This window comes from uncultured Pseudoteredinibacter sp. (genome assembly GCF_947502065.1).
Classification (GTDB): Bacteria; Pseudomonadota; Gammaproteobacteria; order Pseudomonadales; family Cellvibrionaceae; genus Pseudoteredinibacter.
The window spans coordinates 154,942-176,334 of record NZ_CANMYE010000005.1 but is presented as its reverse complement, the minus strand read 5'-3'; the positions used below and the strand labels follow the sequence as shown (position 1 = coordinate 176,334).

Sequence of the window (21,393 nt, the reverse complement as noted above, 5' to 3'; positions counted from 1 at the left end):
CTATTCGCCCGGACGGCGAATATCAGCAAGCAGGAACAGGATATGGTCTGGATGACCGGTCGAGATTTGCTCCTGCAATATCGACATTCACCACATCCATGTGGCTCGTATCCTGCGGGCGCCATGACTAATTCCTTTGGAAGGAATTTGGGCTTGGCCGTAGGCTATTCGCCCGGACGGCGAATATCAGTAAGCAGGTGCAGGGTATGATCTGGATTATTGGTTACATCGCATTCATGCAGCTCTAAACGCCAACTCCAGTTACTTCAGGCAATAAAAAACCCCGTACCAATCGGCCGGGGTTGCTTAAAATTCTAGCTAATACTGAAATTCAGTTAATCAATAGAGAGGAGAGTCACATTAACTGTTATCTATGACTGGCCTCATCAGGCAAAGTTCCAAAAAAGATGAAATTTTTTTAATCTTTCTGCCATCCTGCTTTCAGAAATTAATGAGCCTCATCCCAGTTATCTCCGACACCAGCCTCAACCAATAACGGAACATCAAGATTGGCCGCCGTAGACATTGCCTCAACCAAGCCCTCAGTAACCTTATCAAGGTCTGATTCAGCCACTTCTAGTACCAATTCGTCGTGAACTTGCATGATCATGCGGGCATCTAGGCCACTTTCCTCTAGCCATTCATCTACCGCAATCATTGCCAGCTTTATGATATCGGCAGCAGTACCCTGCATCGGCGCGTTAATTGCGGTGCGCTCGGCGGCTTGTCGGCGCATGCCATTGCGTGAATTAATCTCAGGCAAATATAAGCGACGGCCAAATAGCGTTTCTACATAACCCTTTTGCGCGGCTAAAGCCCGAGTGTCGTTCATATAATCCTGCACGCCTGGGTAGCGCTCAAAATACAGATCCATATATTGCTGCGCATCATTTCGACCAATATGAAGCTGCTTGGCCAAACCGAAGGCCGACATGCCGTAGATCAAACCAAAGTTAATCGCCTTAGCGCTGCGACGCTGTTCAATACTCACTTGCTCGATATCACAACCAAATACCTCAGCTGCAGTCGCTCGGTGAACGTCCAAGCCCTGTGCAAAGGCATTCAATAAGCCCTTATCTTGGGATAAGTGTGCCATGATACGAAGCTCGATCTGAGAATAATCCGCCGCAACAATTTTATAGCCTTCTGGTGCAACAAAAGCTTGGCGAACTCGACGCCCTTCTTCGGTACGAATTGGGATGTTCTGTAAATTGGGATCCGATGAGGATAAACGCCCAGTTGCCGTAACCGCCTGATGATAGGAGGTATGCACTCGCCCAGTCTTCGGCTGTACCATTTGAGGCAGCTTATCCGTATAAGTCGACTTCAGCTTAGAAAGACCACGATATTCCATCAATAGCTTCGGTAATGGGTAATCTAAAGCCAGCTCTTGCAACACCTCTTCCGCTGTAGATGGGGCGCCTTTAGGGGTCTTTTTGATAATGGGCAACTCGAGCTTTTCAAAAAGAATGGCACCCAACTGCTTCGGCGAGCCTAAATTAAACTCTTCGCCGGCCAGCTCAAAAGCCTCCTTCTCCAAGGCTTCCATGCGTTCCGCCAGCTCTAGGCTCTGCTTGCCTAAACGGTTGCAATCCAAATAGGCACCCTGACGCTCGATCTTTGAAAGCAGCGGCACTAATGGGAGCTCTATCTTTTCAAATACTGAGCGGGGTCCTTCATCTTGCTCTAATTGCGGCCAAATTGCCTGATGAAGACGCAGGGTAATATCCGCATCTTCCGCCGCATAGTGGCCAGCTTTATCGAGTTCGATTTGATTAAAAGTTAGCTGCTTGGCGCCTTTGCCGGCGATGTCTTCAAAATGAACAGTATCAACATCTAAGTGAGTTTTAGCCAAGGTATCCATATCATGGCGGTTGGCCGTACTGTTTAAACAGTAAGATTCCAACATGGTATCGAAGGCGATGCCCTGCAAATCCACATCATAGTTGGCCAGCACGCTTTTATCATACTTAAGGTTCTGCCCAACTTTAGCTTTACTTGGGTCCTCTAAAATAGGCTTCAGTAAAGTAAGTAAGCGCTCCCTATTAATTTGATCGGGTGCATCTAGATAGTCGTGGGCACAAGGGACATAAGCGGCTTTGCCCGGCTCAACCGAAAAAGACACACCAACCAATTGGGCCTGCATATAATCAAGGCTATCGGTCTCGGTATCGAAGGCAAATAACTCAGCGGATTGCAAAGCTTCCAACCAGGGCGCTAGCTCTTCTTCGCATAAAACTGTTTGATAATCCACTTCAGATATTTGCGGCGCAGCTACTGTCGCTGACTCGGCACCTTCTCCAGCCTCATCTATTTCGGCAACCCAGCCTTTAAACTCCATCTCTTGGAACAAGCTAAGTAACTCTTCGCTTTGCGGGGCTGTTTGCTTTAGGTCTGCTGGGCCAAAATCCATCTCTACATCTAGTTTAATGGTGGCCAGCTCGTAAGATAAAAACGCCTGCTCTTTATTGTCGATCAGCTTTTGCTTCATGGTTTTGGAGCCACGAAAACCTAACTCTGCAATATCATCTAGGCGACCGTATATATCATCGAGGCTACCGAGGCCCTGCAATAGGGCCAAAGCCGTTTTTTCACCAACACCTGGCACACCGGGAATATTATCGACCTTATCACCCATAAGAGCCAAATAATCGATAATCAGCTCGGGGGGCAAGCCGAACTTGGTCTCTACACCAGCGATATCCATCACCGTCTCGGTCATGGTGTTTACCAAGGTGACATGCTTATTAACCAGCTGGGCCATATCCTTATCGCCGGTAGATACCACCACATCGATACCCGCCTCGGTGGCCTGCTGCGCTAGGGTTCCGATAACATCATCGGCCTCTACTCCGCCAATAGCGATCAGCGGCAAGCCCATGGCTCGAATAATGTTATGGATAGGCTCAATCTGGGTACGCAATTCATCCGGCATAGGCGGACGGTTGGCTTTGTACTCAGGATAAATGTCATCGCGAAAGGTTTTGCCCTTCGCATCAAAAATGACAGCGACTTCACTGCCCTCATAATCCTTCTGCAGGCGACGTAACATATTGATTACGCCTTTAACCGCACCAGTGTCTTGGCCTTTAGAGTTGGTCAACGGCGGCAAAGCATGGAATGCGCGATATAAATAGGAAGAGCCATCCACCAAAACCAGTGGGGCCTGCTGCGTTTCAGACATACGGTGTCTCATCTTCAGACAAAGAGCGAAGCATACACTAGATTCGAAAAACATGGAGCCACAGCATTTCGAATGCTGTTTTTTTCCTTTTGTTACCCTTTGTTACGCCAAAACCAGCTTTTGGGCCACAAAATATTGTTTGTACTTACTTACGTTACAGCCCTGAAATATAAACCTAACTAAACTTTACCATTGTCTTTACTAGCGCAATTATTGAACAGCCGCTACAATATGTAACACAAAGTAACAAAACGAATCAGCAACAAGTAACACATGCTTTTTCGCCAGTAGATTTTGAATTTCAAGTGAGCAGTAGACCAAGCTGCTCACTTTTATTTTTGCCTTTTAAAAAGGAGGGCTACAGTATGAAAAAATTTGGTTTGTACGTTGCCCTAGCACTGTTTGTACCCAGTGTTATGGCCAAGGAAGTTGCGGTATCTAATATCGCCGTTGCCATTGCCGAAGCAGGCGCTAACTACAGTTGGGCGGTTGAGAAAATGAACACCAACCCCGCTGAGTTAAAACTGCTAGAGCTTGAAGCACAGCACGAAGAGCTAACCAGCAAGCTACATGAAAAGCTGGAAAGCAAATTGGCATTACAAGAGGAACGCCAGTTCCAAATGCCACCTAAGCAGTAAGATTTACTGTTACAAAAAAGGCCAGCAAATGCTGGCCTTTTTTATACTTATTCTAGCAAGGGGCATTCAGTCACAAAGACGGCGCCTATGGCTTAAAGCAGCCAGAAATCTGAGTTAGCATGGCCTCCATCCAGGGATGATAAAGCCTCTCAGAGCTACTATTTGCTAATGGATCAAGCCAAACTAGCGGCAAATCTTCTTGCTCTGCCAGTCGCTTGGCACGATTAGCCTCGCTATAGGGTTCAGCCAATAAACAAGGCGCAGCCTGTAACTTTGAGCGAAGCTCCAATCGCTTAGCCAAACTGATACCTTTGCCTTCTCCGGCACTCGCCGCTGCCACGATATGAATATCAAAGGCCTCTGCAAGGTGGGAGTAGCCATCATGGTAAACCGCTACCGACCTTGCAGCCAATGGCTCGCGCCAACGTGCGAGCAATGCCAACTGTTCCGCCTGATAGGCTTGTAATAAGCTAGCCGGCAATGATAAATGCTCAACAATTCCTTCTGCCATTTGCATAGCTTGTAACGGGCTTAGCCAATAGTGAGGATCCTGATGAAGATCAGTATGAACTAGCTGTGGATCCTCAAAATGAACATCAAGCACCCCAGTTTTCACAATTGCACGCTGTAAATAAGGCTCTAATGCAGGCCCGTTCCAAATCAACAATGAGGCCGACTTAATTCGCCCTAGATCTGATATTTTCAAAGCATATTGATGCGGATTGGCCCCAGCGGGCAGCAACACCTCTACGTCAGCCCGGTCACCAAGTAACTCCCTCGCAATTTTAGCCAGCGGTTCAATACTAGCAAGCACGACTGGCTTTTCGCTTGCCGCCCAGCTTGCCGGCAAGCTTAAACAAAACAGCAGCAATAGCCGCTGTAAACTACTCCACATTGTAACCGCATACCTCAAAATTCATCGATGTGTTATATTGTAACACGATAAAATTGGACGTTTTGCCTATGCCCAGCAACTTGGATGCCCAAAGCATCGCCCCCCACCCAGATCACGACCATCAAGCCTGTATCGATTCGGCCTTGGCGGCCGCACGGGAACTTTGTCGCGATAAGCAGCAAAAGCTTACCAAGACTCGAGAAAAGGTTTTGCAGTTGATATGGGGTAGCCATCGCCCAATTGGCGCCTATTCCCTAATGGATGCGCTGGCCGAAGGGGAACAAAAGCGGGTTGCACCACCTACAGTGTACAGGGCTTTAGATTTTTTACTTGAGCTAGGATTAATCCACCGAATTAATTCATTAAATGCCTACATTGGCTGCCAAGACCCTAGCCATGAACACCACTGTTATTTTTTGATTTGTACATCTTGTAATCTTGCCGTCGAGACAGACCCCGGCCCATTTCAAGCCGCCGTTAGCCAACTTAAGCAACAAAGCGGTTTTGCCATTCGCCAACAGAATATGGAATTTAATGGCCTTTGCCCTCATTGTCGGGAGCTCTCTGAGTGAGTGATATCTTGCTGCTAGAAGCCAGCGGACTGTCTATATATAAACAAGGCCGCACCTTGGTCGACAATGCCAGCTTACGCTTAGAAGCCGGCAAGGTCGTTAGCTTAATTGGGCCAAATGGCGCTGGAAAAACGACGCTTGTGCGCGCACTAATGGGCTTAGTTGAAATCAATGAAGGCTATATTAGTGCCAGCAAGGGTTTGCAAATTGGCTACATGCCGCAGAAATTAAACTTAGATGCAAGCCTACCTATTTCAGTCAAGGGTTTCCTATCCCTAAACCAAAACAGTAACCGTGAGCACTTTTTACACTGCGCACAAATTAGCGATGTTGATTGTATTTTTAGCCGTCCGATGCAATCGCTATCAGGTGGGGAGTTACAAAGAGTTCTATTATGTCGCGCACTGTTAAAAAAGCCACAATTACTGATATTGGATGAGCCTGCCCAAGGGCTTGACGTCAACGGCCAAGCAGAGCTTTACCAGCTGATTGCCCAACTTCGTGATGAATTAAACTGCGGTGTATTGATGGTGTCCCATGACTTACATTTTGTAATGGCCGCCACCGACGAAGTAATTTGTTTGAATCAACATATTTGTTGCCACGGGCACCCAGAAAAAGTCAGCGCGCATCCTGAATATCTAAAGCTATTTGGCCACAATCAAGCTTCCAATGTAGCGCTATACACACATCGCCACGATCACCAACACGGTGTTCATGGTGAGCTAATCGAAAACTGTAATCACAAACATTGATATGCTGGAAATTCTACTCGCGCCAATTTTAACCGGCATTGTAATCGCACTTTTAGCCGGCCCACTAGGTTGCTTTATTGTTTGGCGGCGCCTTGCTTACTTTGGTGACGCCTTAGCTCATTCGGCACTGCTTGGCGTGGCTATTGGTTTAATTCTGCAGGTTTCTACTCAACTTGCCATACTATTTAGCTGTGTAATTTTGGCAATCAGTCTCGCGCAAATCAAACAACATGGTGAGCTCAGCAGCGATACTTGGCTTGGTGTTTTATCTCACGGAAGCCTTGCCTTAAGTATTATCGCGATTAGCCTAGCCGGTGCCGGACGTGTAGATTTATACGGCTACCTATTTGGCGACCTACTATCTGCTAGTCTAGTTGATGTGGTTTTGATTAGCGCTTGTGCAGTTGCCTTAGGCTTGTATCTATGGCGTTGCTGGGACTCTCTAATTTGTATTTGCCTGAACGAAGATTTGGCGCGCGTTGAAGGTATCGCGGTTTCTCGGCACAAGCTTTTACTAATGCTTGCCATTGCGTTTATCACTGCAATGTCGATGAAGCTGGTCGGTGCATTGCTAATAACGGCACTTTTAATCATCCCAGCTGCCAGCGCTCGCTCCTTTGCTAAAAGCCCTGGGCAGATGGCTCTTATTGCTATGGCCAGTGCTCTTATCGCGCTTGGCATTGGCATGTACGCATCTTATCAATGGGATATGCCCACAGGGCCTGCCATCGTTGCAGCAGCCTGTATGCTATTTGGATTAAGTAAATCTTCGACAATTTTTAAGCAGGCAGATTAATGCTTGCCGCTCTACTTTAGCTCTATTAGACTGTTTGTCATGCGCTAGGGTGCCGCATAGAAACGGAGTTCTAAACGTCAAATATTAACGACTTTAGGCTTTCTTTATGAAAAGCGTTTCTGTGCTATGCATATTATTTATGTGGGCTTTATCTTCAAGCTCTTCCGTGGAGGCGAAAAGCCAGTCATCTTCACTTCAATTTAGCAGCGTTCATTACCCTCCATTTGTAGTCTGTAACAAAGACAATGTTGCTGTAGACGGTCTCGATGTCCGAATACTGTCCGCTGTGGCCAAAAAGCTCAATATAAAACTAAGTGTACACTGCAGCCCTTGGCGCAGGAGCTTACATGAAGTGGCTGCCGGAAATCTGGACGGTGTCTTTCCTCTTTATATAACGGATAAGAGAAAATCTTGGGCTAATTTCATTATGACTCCGCTGCATTATGAGTCTTATGTTCTAGCGAGCCACTCAAACGGGCAAGCCGAGATCAATAAATTAGGCGATCTGTTTAACAAGAGACTGGGTTTGCACGCAGGCTTTTACGTCAATAAGAAGTTCGAACAATCTAAAGAGGAAAAGCACTTCTCCCTCAAAGAATTTAATAGTTTGGAACTTGGCTTAAAAGCCCTGCAAAGAGATAGAATCGACTATTACATCAGTAACATCACAACTCTTGGGCATGTCGCTACCAAAATGGGCATTGAAAAAGACCTTAAGATAGAACCCAAAAGGTTTACGATGCCCAAGCCAACCTATTTAGCACTATCACTTAAAAGCAGCAATGCGATGACGCTAGCTCCAAAACTGGCAAATGCTCTTGAAGAGCTAAGAGCAAGTGGTGAGTTGATGCGTATCAATAATCAGTATTTAGATAAGGAGCTAAGCATTAGTGATCGCTACTGCCCACAACATGTTGAGGCGGTTACCATCGACTGGTAGGTGAGTTTCATCCTAGCTAAATCTAATGGTGTACTTAAAAAGCCATGATAATCGCCACGGGGATTAATAATAACCACTTGACCACCATGATCCACCGTATAGCTATCACCTTGCGGCACTTTCACAAATGGAACATTCAACTGATTACCCAACTTCTTAAGCGTAATGAACTCACCGGTGACCCCAATAAAGTCGGGATTAAAAAACGGGACATACTCAGCTAACTTTTCAACCGAATCTCTCGCAGGGTCTGCCGTCACCATAACAACTTGAGTCTGATCTAATATGTCACCATTGATCTCTGTTAGCAGCTGATTAAGTAGAGCCATTGTGGTTGGGCAAATATCTGGGCAATGGGTAAAGCCGAAAAAAACCAAACTCCACTTTCCTTTCAAGCTATCACGATTAAAAGCTTCCCCGCGGTGATTTTTTAGCTCAAAGTCACTGAGTATTCTTGGCTGGTCCAATACAAACAAACCATTAATCCGCAACTCTTCTGCGCTTAACACGCGAGGCGAGTTAATTTTATGGATAAACATCATTAGCATAACGGCAATTGCTACAACTATCGCAACAACCGTTTTGATGATTCCGGACCTTTGCTCTTGCGTATGTAAACTTTCACTATTATTAGTACTTACTTCGTCCACCAATTGCTCCTCAATGTAGCTCTGATTTTTCCTAGCTTTTCAGAAATCGGCCCTTTAAAACTTGGGATAGATACAATGTTTTAAGGCGCTATTACCATTCTTACCGGCAGAGCATAATGATCAATGAGCATAACGACAAATAAACACATTAAGTAAATTATTGAGTACTTGAAGGTTTGCATACCTGCGTTTTTCCGCTCAGTGAACAGCATCACCAGGGCCCAGTAGATAAAGCCCAAACCTAAAGCTAACGCGCCTAATAGGTAAAACCAATTTAGCATGCCTGTCGCAAAGGGAAGTAAGCTAACAGCTAATAGAATAATGGTGTACAACAGAATGTGGATCTTGGTGTAGTGCTCACCATGCGTTACCGGCAACATCGGAATATCCGCTTTCGCATACTCATCTTTACGATGTACTGCTAAAGCCCAAAAGTGTGGTGGCGTCCAAGCGAAAATAATCAACATCAACAATAAACCATGACCAGCAACCTCACCGGTTACCGCAGTCCAACCCAGCAGAGGCGGAGCAGCTCCAGCAATACCACCAATCACAATATTCTGAGGCGTAGCGCGCTTTAAAAATAATGTATACACCACCGCATATCCCAGTAGTGATGCCAGAGTTAAATAGGCGGTAATCGCATTAACAAACAGTAATAATAGAGCCATGCCGCTAGCGCCCAATACAAGGGCAAACAGGCCTGCATTAAGCGGCTCGACACGCCCTTTAGCAACCGGTCTATTCAGTGTGCGAGCCATTTTTTGATCGATCTGTCGATCCACCAAGTGATTCACTGTCGCCGCTGAGCCAGCACATAAGGCAATGCCCAAATTGCCAATTAAAAATATATCGAGTGGAACCGCACCAGGAACGGCAAGTAACATGCCGATTACACTGGTTAGTATCATCAACAATACAACACCGGGTTTACACAGCTCTAGATAGTCCCTCCAAGAGGCGTTTTGGTTTTTTGCAATTGCACCTGCACTCATTAGACTACCCTCGATTCATTAAGTTGATTATTTTTATAGAGCTTATAAATGATACTGATCAATACCAACAGTAGTACCGCACCACCAATATTATGGGCGACAGCGATCGCCAAAGGCAGAGCAAAGAATACATTGCTAAGCCCTAGTCCAACCTGGAAACCTAATACAGCCAAAAACGCTAGTGCTGAACCCAAGAAATGATTTTGTAGAAGCCTAAAAACAAAAGCTAGAGATAGTACCGTAACAATGATCGCCCCCAACCTATGAGCAACATGTATCGCAGTTCTCGCCTCTATGCCCAAAATGCCACCCTCATAATTTGGGCCAATTTCATTATTGAGTGAAAAGCCCTTAGCGAAATCTACCGCCGGCCACCACTGTCCTTGGCAAGTAGGAAGATCCGAGCAAGCGAGGGCAGCGTAATTAGAGCTAACCCAGCCACCTAAAGCAATCTGCGCAACCACAACGCTTAGTAACACAAAGGCTAGCTTTATAGGCCCTCTGTTCTGGTAAGCTTTAATGTCAGTAAATCGATATTTAATACGCAAGCTTAGCAACCAAAGCAAAGATAGCGTACAAAACCCGCCTAATAAATGGGCGGTCACTACCTGCGGTAGCAATTTAAGTGTTACCGTCCACATACCAAAGGCAGCCTGTAGCGTCACCAATGCAATTAATGCAAGCGGTAACTTCATTGGCACATCAAGGCCACTTTTTCTTGCTCGATAAGCAAAAATTGTTATCGCCACAATCAACAAGCCAAGGCTTCCTGCGAAATAGCGGTGCACCATTTCTGGCCAAGTTTTTTGTGTATCTACCGGCGAATCAGGAAACAGTTGGGCGGCCGCTTGTTTTTCTGCATTAGTTTCCGGCCACATCAAATGCCCATAGCAGCCAGGCCAATCTGGGCAGCCCAAACCCGCATCAACTAGACGAGTAAACGCACCTAAGCCTACAACCAAAAAAGCTAATGCAACGGATGCTAGAACCAGTCTATATTGCCAAAGTAAACCATTATTATTTGCTTGCATGTTGTCACCTACTCTTCATTTGTGAATTTCAGTACACGCTTTATATCTTTCAATAGTTGATTGCCTTCATGCTCGGTGTTATAAGCCATCATTGCGAAGCCATCTTCATCAACTAATAAATAATGCTGCAAAGGGTCAACACTCTCAGGTAGGGAAGACTCACTTAACCAACGACTGAAATCGCTGGCTTCAATATTCATTACCCTCATGCGAGGATGTTCTTGCAATAGCTTTTCCAATGCCGTCTTATCAGCCCCCATCGACAACAACACCCTCTCAACTCGTCGAGCTTTTTCTCCAAGTCTTATATGCACTTGCCTGGTAATATAAAGATTAGATGCACATGCTCTATCACAGTTCTGGCTATAGGGAATTACTAGACGCCACTTCTTACCAGTCGCCAACAAGCTATGGCCATCATTATCCGCTTTAGCTATGACATTAATCTGTTTGGCGGGACTTAGCATTAAGCCTTCATTAATCGTACCTGCCGGCATTCCAATACCGGTTTTATAGATGAGTAGCGCCAAAACCATCGGCAGCGCAATAACGGCAAACAACAAGACAGCCTGCCAATTACCGATTCGATTACTAGTTGTATTTTCAGATTGTGTATTTTGTACTTGTGCAACCATAAGATACTACTCGGCTCTTCGACTTTATTGTTATGTATCGGAATTAGTGGCTTCACTAAGGCCAATAACTCTTAAAATATTACTGCTATATATTAAATACATCAGTAAAAGGGCAGCTGCCATTGCAAACCACTGTACAGCATAAGCCATATGCTTTTGAGGTGAGACATTAATTGCCGACCAATCACTGGGCAAAGCAGCAGGGCTATCACTTTGCAATCGCACTGTATGATCTACCTCTAAGCCCTCAATGTTCACCGACATTTTTTCTATATCTACCCGGCTGATAATTTTTGGCCAAGCCGCGGTGCTTTGATAATCGACCAATACATTATCGCTGTTTTGATGTATACGCCCTGTGATGGTCACTTCGTAATTAGGCGTTTCTACCGTTGGCAATTTACGTCGCGCAAGATCCCCTTGCACCCAACCTCGATTAACCAAAGCCACTTTACCGTCAATGATAAAAGGCATTATGACCTCGAAGCCTACTTTACCTCGATAAATTTTATTGTCTAATAACCAATACTGCTTTGAATCAAATTTTCCGGTTGCTTTTATCAGGCGACCGCTCTGCAAGCCTTTGCTTTTCCATTTCGTAGCCTCTAAGCGTTTAATCTCCTGAAGGTCTCTTAGAATTTCCTTTTTTTCCTCAGCTCTGTTTAACTGCCAAAACCCAAGGCTTATTAAAATTGGAAATAAGAGCAAAAAGATAAAGCTTAGCGGTATATTTATTTTAAATGTTAAACTTGTCACTAGTGTTTACCAACGGAGAGCAGACCAATGGCGATAAAGATTATTATAGTGGTGCTGTTTATTGGCGTACTACTTTCTCTTTCAAGTGGGCTTTACTTTTTACTCAAGGACTTCGGTAATACTGAATCTCAACGCCTTAAAGCAGCCTTGGGTGTTCGTGTTATTTTAGCTGCCGCCTTACTTGCTGCTGTTTATTATGGAATATCAAGTGGCCAGTTGAGCAACCAAGCGCCTTGGGATAAGCGCCTGCACCAGCAAAGCACTACTGGTGCAGAGTAATAATTAATGATTAACCAAAAACATAAACGTATAGGAAAAGACCGACCCAGACCACATCCACAAAGTGCCAGTACCAGCTCGCTGATTCAAAGCCAAAGTGATCATCGGATTTGAAATGGCCTTTCAGTACTGACCTTAGAAACATAACCAGCAACATAAATGTTCCCAAGGTTACGTGCGCGCCGTGAAAACCGGTTAACAAAAAGAAGGTTGCCCCGTAGATGCCCGACTCTAGTGTTAAGCCCATTTCATTGTAGGCATGCACATACTCTTCAATTTGAAGAATAATAAACGCTATACCCAAAAGAACAGTTAAGCCTAACCAGATGTTGAATTGACGTCGATTATCTTTTTTCAGTGCACCATGAGCAATGTGGCAGGTAACACTTGAGGTTAGCAGTATTGCGGTATTCCAAAATGGCAACCAGCCCAACCAATTTGCCAAGCCTGGGTTACTCATGTTTTGTTCTGGACCTCGCATGGTGGCTGAATCGCCATTAGCCGCCATGTCTGGAGTAGTCATCACCGGCCATTCATGCTCATAGCCAGGCCAAATCAAATCATTCCCTAACCCTTGTTCTCCTTCGCCCGCCAACCAAGGTCCTGCTAGGCTACGCACATAGAATAGCGCACCAAAGAAGGCAGCGAAAAACATAACTTCGGAGAAAATAAACCAAGCCATGCCAATGACATAGGATTTTTTAAGCTGTGGACTATTTAAACCTTGAATATTTTCGCTGATGACAATGGAAAACCAATTCCACAGTACAAAAGCGAACATAAGCGAGCCAGCAAAGAAATACATTGGCCCATTGGCATCGCCATTCAGCCAATTTGCTGCGCCCCAAACCGTTAAAAATAAACCTATCGATGCAAAGATCGGTAGCTTACTCTGCTCTGGAACATAATACTCTTCATGTTCTACAGTGTTATCTTGATTACTCGACATAACTTCCCCGCCTTTTCAGTTATTTATTGGGGTGGCCTTATTTTGGCCATTAGTTTTGGGCTAGCGTTTGTTCAGTTGCAGCCCCAGTAATATCAAAAATTGTATATGACAGTGTGATGGTATTAACCGATTTTGCGACACCAATATCCACAATAAAACGCAAGGCCATTTCTGTACTCCCACCAGCTTCTAAAGGCTGATTGTTAAAACAGAAACACTCCGTTTTATGGAAGTATTCTGCCGCCTTGAATGGAATCACGCTGGGAACCGCTTGAGCTACCATATCTTGCTGCGTAGGGTTGCTAGCGTAGTACTTAACCTCAACCTCTTCGCCCGGGTGGACATAAATTTCACTCTGCATTGGCTTAAACTGCCAAGGCATAGATTCATTATTGGTCGCCAAAAACTGAACCTTTACCTTGCGACTGGTATCCACTTCAGCCGATATCGCTTGATATTGATCACCGGTCTTTCCATTTAGCCCTGTAATTTCGCAAAACACGTCATATATGGGCGGCATAATAAACACAGCGAATATGAACATGGCCACTACTGTAAACAGTAGTCGCCAAGTCACTTTCATGTTTTCTCTAGCCGCCACAACGTTCTCCTTAGCTTACCTGTGGGGGTTTGCTAAAGGTGTGGTAAGGCGCAGGAGACGCAACCGTCCACTCCAAACCTTCTGGGTTTTCCCACACTTCATCAGTGGCCTTCTTACCGCCTCGAATCGTTGCTATCACATTAAATAGGAACAAGATCTGGGCAGCGCCAAATAAAAATGCACCGACAGACGAAATCATATTCCAATCAGCAAACATCATATTGTAATCAGGGATTCGCCTTGGCATCCCGGACAAGCCTGCGAAGTGCATTGGGAAAAACGTAAGGTTCAAGCCAATAAAAGCTGTCCAGAAATGGGTTTTACCCATCGTTTCGTTGTACATATTTCCGCACCACTTAGGAAGCCAGTAATAAACCCCCGCAGTGATTGAGAAAATTGCACCAGGAACTAGTACATAATGGAAATGCGCTACCACAAAATAGGTGTCGTGATATTGGAAATCCGCTGGCGCAATTGCCAACATCAAGCCTGAGAAACCACCAATGGTAAATAAGATTACGAAAGCGATCGAAAACAGCATAGGCGTTTCGAATGTCATCGAACCTTTAAACATAGTGGTTACCCAGTTAAATACCTTCACCCCGGTCGGCACCGCGATTAACATCGTCATATACATGAAGGCCAGCTCACCAGCTAAGGGCATACCTACTGTGAACATATGGTGTGCCCATACCACAAAACTTAAAAATGCAATTGATGCGGTGGCGTACACCATCGAGGAATACCCGAATAGCGGCTTACGTGCGAAGGTTGGAATGATTGCACTCACAATACCAAAGGCCGGTAGAATCATGATATACACTTCAGGGTGACCAAAGAACCAGAACACATGCTGGAACAATACGGGATCACCACCACCGGCGGCATCAAAGAAGCTGGTACCAAAATGAATATCAAACAACATCATGGTAACTACGCCTGCTAGCACCGGCATAACGGCAATCAAAAGATAGGCCGTGATAAACCAAGTCCACACAAACAGCGGCATCTTCATATAAGTCATGCCAGGCGCACGCATATTCATAATGGTAGCAATGATATTAATTGCACCCATGATCGAAGATGCACCCATGATATGCACAGCAAAGATAAAGAAGGTTACGCTCGGCGGCGCATAAGTTGTCGATAGTGGTGCGTAGAATGTCCAGCCAAAGTTCGGTGCCCCACCCTCCATAAACAATGTCGATGTCATCATTGCGAAGGCGAAAGGCAGTATCCAGAAACTCCAGTTATTCATTCGGGGCAAGGCCATATCGGGTGCGCCGATCATCATTGGAATCATCCAGTTTGCCAAACCCACAAAGGCTGGCATTACTGCACCGAAGACCATCACCAAGCCGTGCATGGTGGTCATTTGGTTAAACAGTTCAGGCTCTACAATTTGTAGGCCAGGTTCAAATAACTCGGCGCGAATGACTAAAGCAAAGACGCCACCGAGAAGAAACATCGCGAAGCTGAACCAAAGGTACATACTGCCGATGTCTTTGTGGTTGGTAGTGTACAACCAACGAGTAAAACCTTTTGCAGGACCGTGTGCCATGACGTGCCTCCTTATTGTTGTTTTGCTTTAAGCACATCTATGGGCTGAATGGTATCGCCCATATTGTTGCCAAAGGCATTGCGTTGGAAAGTAACTACAGCTGCAAGGTCAACTTCAGAAAGCTGGTCCCCAAAAGCTGCCATGGCGGGATTTGTGCGGCTACCATTGATCACCATATCCATATGCCCAGCGAGAGGGCCTGTGGCAACAGGGCTACCTTTGATTGCAGGGAATGTCGGTGGAATACCTTCACCATTAGCCTGATGGCAAGCAGCACAAACAGTGTTATAAACCTGCTCACCTTTGCTGTACAGCTCGTCAAAGCTAAACGTTTGATTGGCCATTGCCTTGAGTTTGGCGGCCATTTCTCGGCGCTCAGAAATCCATTGATCGTATTCGTCTTGAGGAACAGCTTTCACCACAATCGGCATAAAGCCATGATCTTTACCACAAAGTTCCGCGCACTGACCACGATAAATTCCTGGCTCGTCAACTCGAGTCCAAGCAGCATTCATAAAGCCAGGGATGGCATCTTTCTTCACGGCTAAATCCGGTACCCACCAAGAGTGGATAACGTCGTTAGCGGTAATAAGAAAGCGAACTTTTTTATTGATCGGTATTACTAAAGGCTCATCAACCTCAAGTAGGTAATTTGGGTTTTTCTCTTTCAGGTTTTGAATTTCTTCAATTGGCGTACTTAACAAGGAGAAGAAACTGACGTCCTGCCCGAGATATTCGTATTTCCATTTCCACTGATACCCGGTAATTACAATATCCATGTCAGCTTCTTCAGTGTCATAGATTTGTTTTAGGGTAGTGGTGGCGGGTATCGCCATGATAATGAGAATAACAAAAGGGATAACCGTCCAAATAATTTCCAGAGTTGTACTTTCATGGAAATTTTCAGCCTTAGCACCTTTTGACTTTCGATGGGCAAGCATGGTGTAAAACATCACGCCGAACACCACTACGCCAATGCCAACGCACCACCATAGGATATTCATATGCAGGCCAAAGATATCTCGACTGACGGTGGTAACACCTTCAGTCATATTGAGCCCCCATCGCTCGACTTCTTTTTCAGCCATTGACTGCATAGATACCGCTGCCATCAGACAGACAGACAGCAGCCGGCTTAACAAGCTGCGCGCTCGATATAACATTGCTTTTTATCTCCGTGTAGTCTTATACGTTTTTATTACTACTTCTGGAGATGCCAATGCGACTAGAACAAGCGATTTATCACTCGCTAACGGCACCCCCATTGGTCCGGAGCAGTTGTTGTGGCAACTACGACCAACTGGAGAACAAAGGTATTCTTTCAGTGTCGGCTAAACACTGTTAACAACTTTAGTTGTTTTTTGGTTTATTATTTTATGTTGCTGCGTGGCTGTTAACTCGCTTCTGTCTAAAAAATGAAGCGGACGACTTAACTCCCGGCAAACCCCAAACCGTTGCTTTCCAGAAGGCAGAACCAATGCTATGCGACAAATCGTCGCAACTACAGCATGGCCTAGAAGGCCACAGCCTAAACGCAATGTCAATGTTTGATATTTAATTAATTCCTTTAGAAAGGGCCTTTGATCTCGTTTTGCTATAGCGATCAAATTACATTCAACTTGTCTAATTATTGTATTTTTAACGATTATAATGACTAAATTTTGCACGTTTAAAGTGGTTCGGAGAATTTATTGTTAAATACACTTGCTCATCGTAAGGTTTTTAATCTTGCGATTCCCATGCTGCTTTCCAGCATCAGTGTTCCGCTATTTGGCTTGGTGGATACCGCTATTTTGGGTCATTTAGACACCCCTGATTACCTCGCCGCGGTGGCTGTTGGAGCATCGGTCGTTAGCTTTTTATTGTGGGCGTTTGGCTTTTTGCGTATGGGCACAACCAGTTTGGCCGCCCGCGCTTTTGGCGCTAATGAGCTGGAGAAACTCAAGCTTTTATTAGGGCAGTCGCTGGTTTTGGCTCTAGGTATTGGCCTACTGATAGTTTTGCTATCACCTTTGCTGGTCCCTCTCGCTGTTAATTTGATGCAAAGTGATCAAGCTCTTGGGGATTTAAGCAAAGAATATATCCACATACGTTTATTGGCCGCCCCTGCCGTATTGCTGTCCTACGGAATTATTGGCTGGTTTATTGGCTTACAGAATACCCGCGTGCCTTTATACATGGCGATCTCGGCGAATGCCGTCAATATCGTAGGGGATGTTATTTTAGTGCTATGGCTAGATATGGGCAGCCGTGGTGCCGCCATTGCCAGTTTATTTGGGGATCTAACGAACCTTAGTATTGGCCTGTATTTTTGCATTAGGCAGCTGCAACAGCACTTCCCAGCCGGTGGCTTCACCTTGGCAGCACTGGCCCAAGCGGGCCCATACAAAGAGCTATTGCAAGTTAATAAGCATTTGTTTGTTAGAACCTTAATCCTTCTGGGCAGCCTTAGCTTTTTTACCGCTCAAGGGGCCGCACAAGGTCCACTCATTTTGGCCGCCAATGCAATACTGCTGCAGCTGGTCCACCTAGCCTCCTATGCCTTAGATGGTTTTGCCCACGCTACAGAAGCTTTAGTCGGCAAGGCTGTTGGGCAAAAGAGCCCAGAGCTGTTTAAACAGGCTTGCTTAAGTACCGGTTTTTGGTCGGTCCTAGTAGCGCTGTTTATATCGGCGCTCTTCTATCTTGCACAGTCACCGCTTATCGCGCTATTTAGTGATGACACCATGCTTAGGCAACAAGTAGCAATTTATTACCCTTGGGTATTGCTCTTACCCATAGTATCAGCGACATGTTATTTCTTAGATGGTGTGTTTATTGGAACAGCACACACCTTTGATATGGAAATAACTATGATTCTGTCCTCTTTTGGGGTATTCCTGCCCCTCTGGTGGCTCAGCCAAGGCTATGCAAATCATGGCCTTTGGTTATCATTTTGCGCTTTTAATGGCGCCAGAGGCTTTTTTTTGGCATTGATGTTTTGCTATCGACAGCGTAATAATTGGGGCATGAGCAAATAATGGGAAATAAGTAGGAAAGTAATTGTCTATAATTACCAAAGCACGATATACGAAATGAGCAGTCCATGACTTTACTCTGAATATCACCACCACCATTTGATTTGTTTGAAATTGTGTCTATGTTTATCTGACTGATGTCGTCAGTACTAAGAATTACGAAAAGAACTGATAATGAATGACGAACTGGTTTCACTATCCGAATTAAGGTTAGCTATAGACGCTGCCTTTAGCGAGAGCAGCAACGATGTTAGCCTTCATCGCTTCCTCGCTAGTCGTGCGAAAACCATGCATCGCGGCATTGGCTTTGGTGATGGCGACCAGGTCGAGCTGCTGCAAGAGTTTGTTCATCGCTATATCAAGCAGGTACCCGATGTTTTAGCACACTTCCACAAGATATCATTGGCAGCGGGTGTCGAAGACGAACTAGAAGCTTTTTTACATATCGCCATTGATTACTTCCTGCAGCCCTTAGAAATAACAGCAAGCCACCGCGGCTTACTGAAAATTATGGACGCAGCCTATTTAGCCCATAGACTCATTGAAGAAGTGAATGATCGCTTTATTGGAAATGCCGGTGTTTCCATTTCGCCCATCGATAACACCGAAGATAATGTAGTGATGCACTTTCTAATTGGTGAAAGCCTGGCTAACGAATTGGATCTTGCCGTTCATTATTCCGTAGAGATGCTGATTAGCCAAAATGCCCTGTTCAGCAAACAATCCCTAATGCTCTACGTTGAAGCCCAAAAACAGAACCAAAGAAAACAGCAATCTATCTATAAAGAAGAGAATGCTGTTCGCCTAGCTCTGAATCACTAAATCGCGGTTAGTGCTTTTTCCCTAAAGGTTGTAATTCAATTACCTGAACCTCTTGAGCTTTTTCTTCCTCAGTAACGTTTACCCGAGTTTCTAGCTCTCTAGCTTTAGGCTGAAAATGCATTTTATCCTTGAAGCCGCAAGCCACACACTCTCGCCAATCGCTATCATCTTCCTTGTACATAACAACCTTATCCATTTGCGAACACTTTGGGCAAACGGCTCCAGCTATAAATCGCTTTTTCATATTAACTCCTAAGCCATGCCATTGTGACGCAACAAGGCTTCACTGCTTGGCCCTCTACCACGAAAGCGTTTGTACAAATCTGCAATATCTTCACTACCACCACGACTTAAAATCGTTTCTAGAAACCATTGTCCAGCCTGCTCACTAAAAATGCCCTGCTCTTCAAAATATGAGAAGGCATCAGCTGAAAGCACTTCAGCCCATTTATAGCTGTAATAACCGGCCGCATAGCCACCGGCAAAAATATGGGAAAAGCCATTTTGAAATTTATTGAACGAAGGCGGAATAATAAGTGCGACTTCTTTACGAACAGCATCCAGCACTTGCTGCGGATCCTGCGGCGATTGTGCTTGATAGTCCTTGTGCAAAATAAAATCAAACAAGGCGAACTCTATTTGCCTCAGCATTTGCAAACCAGCTTGAAAGTTCTTTGCAGATAGTAATTTATCTAAAAGATCTTTCGGCAAACTCTCGCCTGATTCATGGTGCGAAGATATCATCGCGATAGACTCAGCCTGCCAGCACCAGTTTTCCAAAAATTGGCTGGGCAACTCAACGGCATCCCAAGGTACACCATTAATTCCGCTCACCGCGGCCACATCAATACTAGTTAACATATGATGTAAGCCGTGACCAAACTCATGAAATAGCGTTGTCACTTCATCATGGCTAAGTAACGCAGGCTTATCGGCCAGAGGCGCCGTGAAATTACAAACCAAATAGGCAACGGGAAGTTGTATGTCATTATTATCTTTACGGCGCACACGACATTCGTCCATCCATGCACCGCCTCGCTTTTTCTCACGTGCATATAAGTCCAAATAGAAATACGCCAGTACTTCTCCGTCTTTTTCAATTCGATAGAACTTTACGTCTTGATGCCATAATTCATTGTTCGACTCTTCTTTCACCTCAATGGCGAATAGCTTACTGACAATATCGAACATGCCTTGAATCACATGGGGTGCTGGGAAGTAAGGTCTCAGGAGTTCATCAGAAATATCGTATTTTTCTTGTTTGAGCTTTTCACTGTAGAAGTTTAGATCCCAAGCTTGCAATTCTTGCTCTAAGCCCTGCTCTGCGGCAAAGCCCTTCAATTCCTGCAAATCTGATTCTGCTACAGCACGGCTCTTGATCGCCAGCTCACGTAGGAAGTCTACGACCTCTTGAGTTTCTTTAGCCATTTTTTTAGCGATGGAAAGCTCTGCATAATTTGAAAAGCCCAAAAGCTCGGCGAGCTCATGGCGCAAAGCCAAAGTTTCTGCAATTAAGGGGCTGTTATCCCAAGGACCAGCCTGCTCATCAAGTCGAACCGTGTTTTCGCTAGCACGACTAACATAGGCACGATACATGGTTTCACGCAGCTGCCGGTTTTCGGCGTACTGCATTACAGCAAGATATGAAGGGATATCGAGAGTAACCACATAGCCATTAAGCTCTTTTGCTGCCGCGGTTTGCTTAGCAATATCCAACTGCATCTTTGGTAAGCCAAGCAACTCAGCTTCATCTTCTGTGTGGTAATACCAAGCTTGATTGGCATCCATTACATTATTAGAAAACTGGGTACTAAGTTCAGATAAGCGAGACTTAATTTCTCCAAAACGAGCCTTTGCCGCATCCGGCAAGCTCACCCCTGCTAACTTAAAATCTCTTAAGGCATGCTCGATCGTAGCTTGTTGAGCGGTGGTCATATCTTTATAGGTTGGGCTATCAGCAAGCTGTTGATAGGCCTGATAGAGTTCAGCATTCTGTCCCAAGGCTGTGCTGTATTCGGTCAACTGCCCAATACATGCCTGATAAGCTTCGCGCAGCTCATCATTGTTAACTACCGAGTGCATGTGGCTCACAGGAGACCAAGCTTTGGCCAAACGATCTCCTCGAGATTCTAGAGGCTCAACCAGGGACTGCCAGCTGATGTCCGACCCCAAACTCGCCAGCTGAGCTTCCAGCTCGGAATTAGACTGTTCAATCAATGAGCGAATGGCGGGCTCGATGTGTTGATTTTCAATCTTGGAAAACGGCGGTAAACGGTGATCAGCTAATAGTGGATTGGCGCTCATAGAGGACTCATCT

Annotated in this window: 21 protein-coding genes; 8 read left to right on the top strand and 13 right to left on the bottom strand. The window is 45.2% G+C overall.

Annotated elements, in window-relative coordinates; genetic code table 11:
• Positions 1-448 precede the first annotated feature (448 nt).
• A complete protein-coding gene (gene polA / locus Q1A41_RS14145) occupies positions 449-3,184 on the bottom strand; it encodes a DNA polymerase I (RefSeq protein WP_299980311.1) in 2,736 nt (911 codons plus the stop codon).
• A 365-nt stretch (positions 3,185-3,549) separates the two neighbouring features.
• On the opposite strand from polA, the gene Q1A41_RS14140 reads away from it, so the two are divergent.
• Positions 3,550-3,822 (top strand): hypothetical protein, encoded by a 273-nt coding sequence (locus Q1A41_RS14140; RefSeq protein ID WP_299980309.1) that lies wholly within the window; start codon positions 3,550-3,552, stop codon positions 3,820-3,822.
• Positions 3,823-3,907: 85 nt separating this feature from the next.
• On the opposite strand, the gene Q1A41_RS14135 is transcribed toward Q1A41_RS14140, so the two are convergent.
• Entirely contained in the window at positions 3,908-4,717 is an 810-nt protein-coding gene (locus Q1A41_RS14135; protein WP_299980307.1) for a metal ABC transporter substrate-binding protein, read from the bottom strand.
• A gap of 68 nt (positions 4,718-4,785) precedes the next feature.
• Here Q1A41_RS14135 and Q1A41_RS14130 point away from each other — a divergent pair, with 68 nt between their 5' ends.
• From Q1A41_RS14130 to Q1A41_RS14115, 4 genes are all read left to right on the top strand, one after another.
• Complete coding sequence (locus Q1A41_RS14130) at positions 4,786-5,289, top strand: Fur family transcriptional regulator (RefSeq protein ID WP_299980305.1); 504 nt, start codon at positions 4,786-4,788, stop codon at positions 5,287-5,289.
• Positions 5,286-6,044, top strand: coding sequence for a zinc ABC transporter ATP-binding protein ZnuC (gene znuC, locus Q1A41_RS14125; protein ID WP_299980303.1), 759 nt, complete (start codon positions 5,286-5,288; stop codon positions 6,042-6,044). The genes Q1A41_RS14130 and znuC overlap by 4 nt, the downstream gene beginning before the upstream one ends.
• A gap of 1 nt (position 6,045) precedes the next feature.
• Positions 6,046-6,840 (top strand): metal ABC transporter permease, encoded by a 795-nt coding sequence (locus tag Q1A41_RS14120; protein ID WP_299980301.1) that lies wholly within the window; start codon positions 6,046-6,048, stop codon positions 6,838-6,840.
• A gap of 106 nt (positions 6,841-6,946) precedes the next feature.
• Positions 6,947-7,780, top strand: a complete 834-nt coding sequence (locus Q1A41_RS14115; protein WP_299980299.1) for a transporter substrate-binding domain-containing protein — start codon at positions 6,947-6,949, stop codon at positions 7,778-7,780.
• On the opposite strand, the gene Q1A41_RS14110 is transcribed toward Q1A41_RS14115, so the two are convergent.
• From Q1A41_RS14110 to Q1A41_RS14090, 5 genes are all read right to left on the bottom strand, one after another.
• Complete coding sequence (locus Q1A41_RS14110) at positions 7,738-8,430, bottom strand: SCO family protein (RefSeq protein ID WP_299980297.1); 693 nt, start codon at positions 8,428-8,430, stop codon at positions 7,738-7,740. The genes Q1A41_RS14115 and Q1A41_RS14110 overlap by 43 nt on opposite strands.
• Before the next feature lie 80 nt (positions 8,431-8,510).
• Positions 8,511-9,425 carry a heme o synthase gene (cyoE, locus tag Q1A41_RS14105; protein WP_299980295.1) on the bottom strand — a complete coding sequence of 305 codons (915 nt, stop codon included), beginning with the start codon at positions 9,423-9,425 and terminating at the stop codon, positions 8,511-8,513.
• The gene (locus Q1A41_RS14100; protein ID WP_299980293.1) at positions 9,425-10,456 is read right to left on the bottom strand and encodes a COX15/CtaA family protein; all 1,032 of its coding nucleotides are present in this window, start codon (positions 10,454-10,456) and stop codon (positions 9,425-9,427) included. The genes cyoE and Q1A41_RS14100 overlap by 1 nt, the downstream gene beginning before the upstream one ends.
• A gap of 8 nt (positions 10,457-10,464) precedes the next feature.
• Positions 10,465-11,091, bottom strand: a complete 627-nt coding sequence (locus tag Q1A41_RS14095) for a hypothetical protein (protein WP_299980291.1) — start codon at positions 11,089-11,091, stop codon at positions 10,465-10,467.
• A 30-nt stretch (positions 11,092-11,121) separates the two neighbouring features.
• Positions 11,122-11,847 carry an SURF1 family protein gene (locus tag Q1A41_RS14090; RefSeq protein ID WP_299980288.1) on the bottom strand — a complete coding sequence of 242 codons (726 nt, stop codon included), beginning with the start codon at positions 11,845-11,847 and terminating at the stop codon, positions 11,122-11,124.
• A gap of 27 nt (positions 11,848-11,874) precedes the next feature.
• Between Q1A41_RS14090 and Q1A41_RS14085 the strand changes: the two genes are divergently transcribed.
• A complete protein-coding gene (locus tag Q1A41_RS14085; RefSeq protein WP_299980285.1) occupies positions 11,875-12,126 on the top strand; it encodes a DUF2909 domain-containing protein in 252 nt (83 codons plus the stop codon).
• A gap of 10 nt (positions 12,127-12,136) precedes the next feature.
• Here the strand turns inward: Q1A41_RS14085 and Q1A41_RS14080 are convergent, their stop codons facing one another.
• From Q1A41_RS14080 to coxB, 4 genes are read right to left on the bottom strand one after another with little or no spacing between them, the layout of a single operon-like run.
• The gene (locus Q1A41_RS14080; protein WP_299980282.1) at positions 12,137-13,075 is read right to left on the bottom strand and encodes a cytochrome c oxidase subunit 3; all 939 of its coding nucleotides are present in this window, start codon (positions 13,073-13,075) and stop codon (positions 12,137-12,139) included.
• A gap of 49 nt (positions 13,076-13,124) precedes the next feature.
• Positions 13,125-13,676: a cytochrome c oxidase assembly protein gene (locus Q1A41_RS14075; protein WP_299980279.1), complete on the bottom strand. Its 552-nt coding sequence runs from the start codon at positions 13,674-13,676 to the stop codon at positions 13,125-13,127.
• A 10-nt stretch (positions 13,677-13,686) separates the two neighbouring features.
• Positions 13,687-15,237: a cytochrome c oxidase subunit I gene (gene ctaD / locus Q1A41_RS14070; protein ID WP_299980276.1), complete on the bottom strand. Its 1,551-nt coding sequence runs from the start codon at positions 15,235-15,237 to the stop codon at positions 13,687-13,689.
• 11 nt (positions 15,238-15,248) lie between these two features.
• Positions 15,249-16,349: a cytochrome c oxidase subunit II gene (gene coxB / locus Q1A41_RS14065; RefSeq protein ID WP_299980694.1), complete on the bottom strand. Its 1,101-nt coding sequence runs from the start codon at positions 16,347-16,349 to the stop codon at positions 15,249-15,251.
• Between the two features lie 579 nt (positions 16,350-16,928).
• Here coxB and Q1A41_RS14060 point away from each other — a divergent pair.
• A complete protein-coding gene (locus Q1A41_RS14060; protein ID WP_299980273.1) occupies positions 16,929-18,257 on the top strand; it encodes an MATE family efflux transporter in 1,329 nt (442 codons plus the stop codon).
• Between the two features lie 171 nt (positions 18,258-18,428).
• On the top strand, positions 18,429-19,076 hold the full coding sequence (locus tag Q1A41_RS14055) for a hypothetical protein (RefSeq protein WP_299980270.1): 648 nt from the start codon (positions 18,429-18,431) through the stop codon (positions 19,074-19,076).
• Positions 19,077-19,083: 7 nt separating this feature from the next.
• On the opposite strand, the gene Q1A41_RS14050 is transcribed toward Q1A41_RS14055, so the two are convergent.
• On the bottom strand, positions 19,084-19,320 hold the full coding sequence (locus Q1A41_RS14050; protein WP_299980268.1) for a YheV family putative zinc ribbon protein: 237 nt from the start codon (positions 19,318-19,320) through the stop codon (positions 19,084-19,086).
• A gap of 8 nt (positions 19,321-19,328) precedes the next feature.
• Positions 19,329-21,380 (bottom strand): M3 family metallopeptidase, encoded by a 2,052-nt coding sequence (locus Q1A41_RS14045; protein ID WP_299980265.1) that lies wholly within the window; start codon positions 21,378-21,380, stop codon positions 19,329-19,331.
• Positions 21,381-21,393 lie beyond the last annotated feature (13 nt).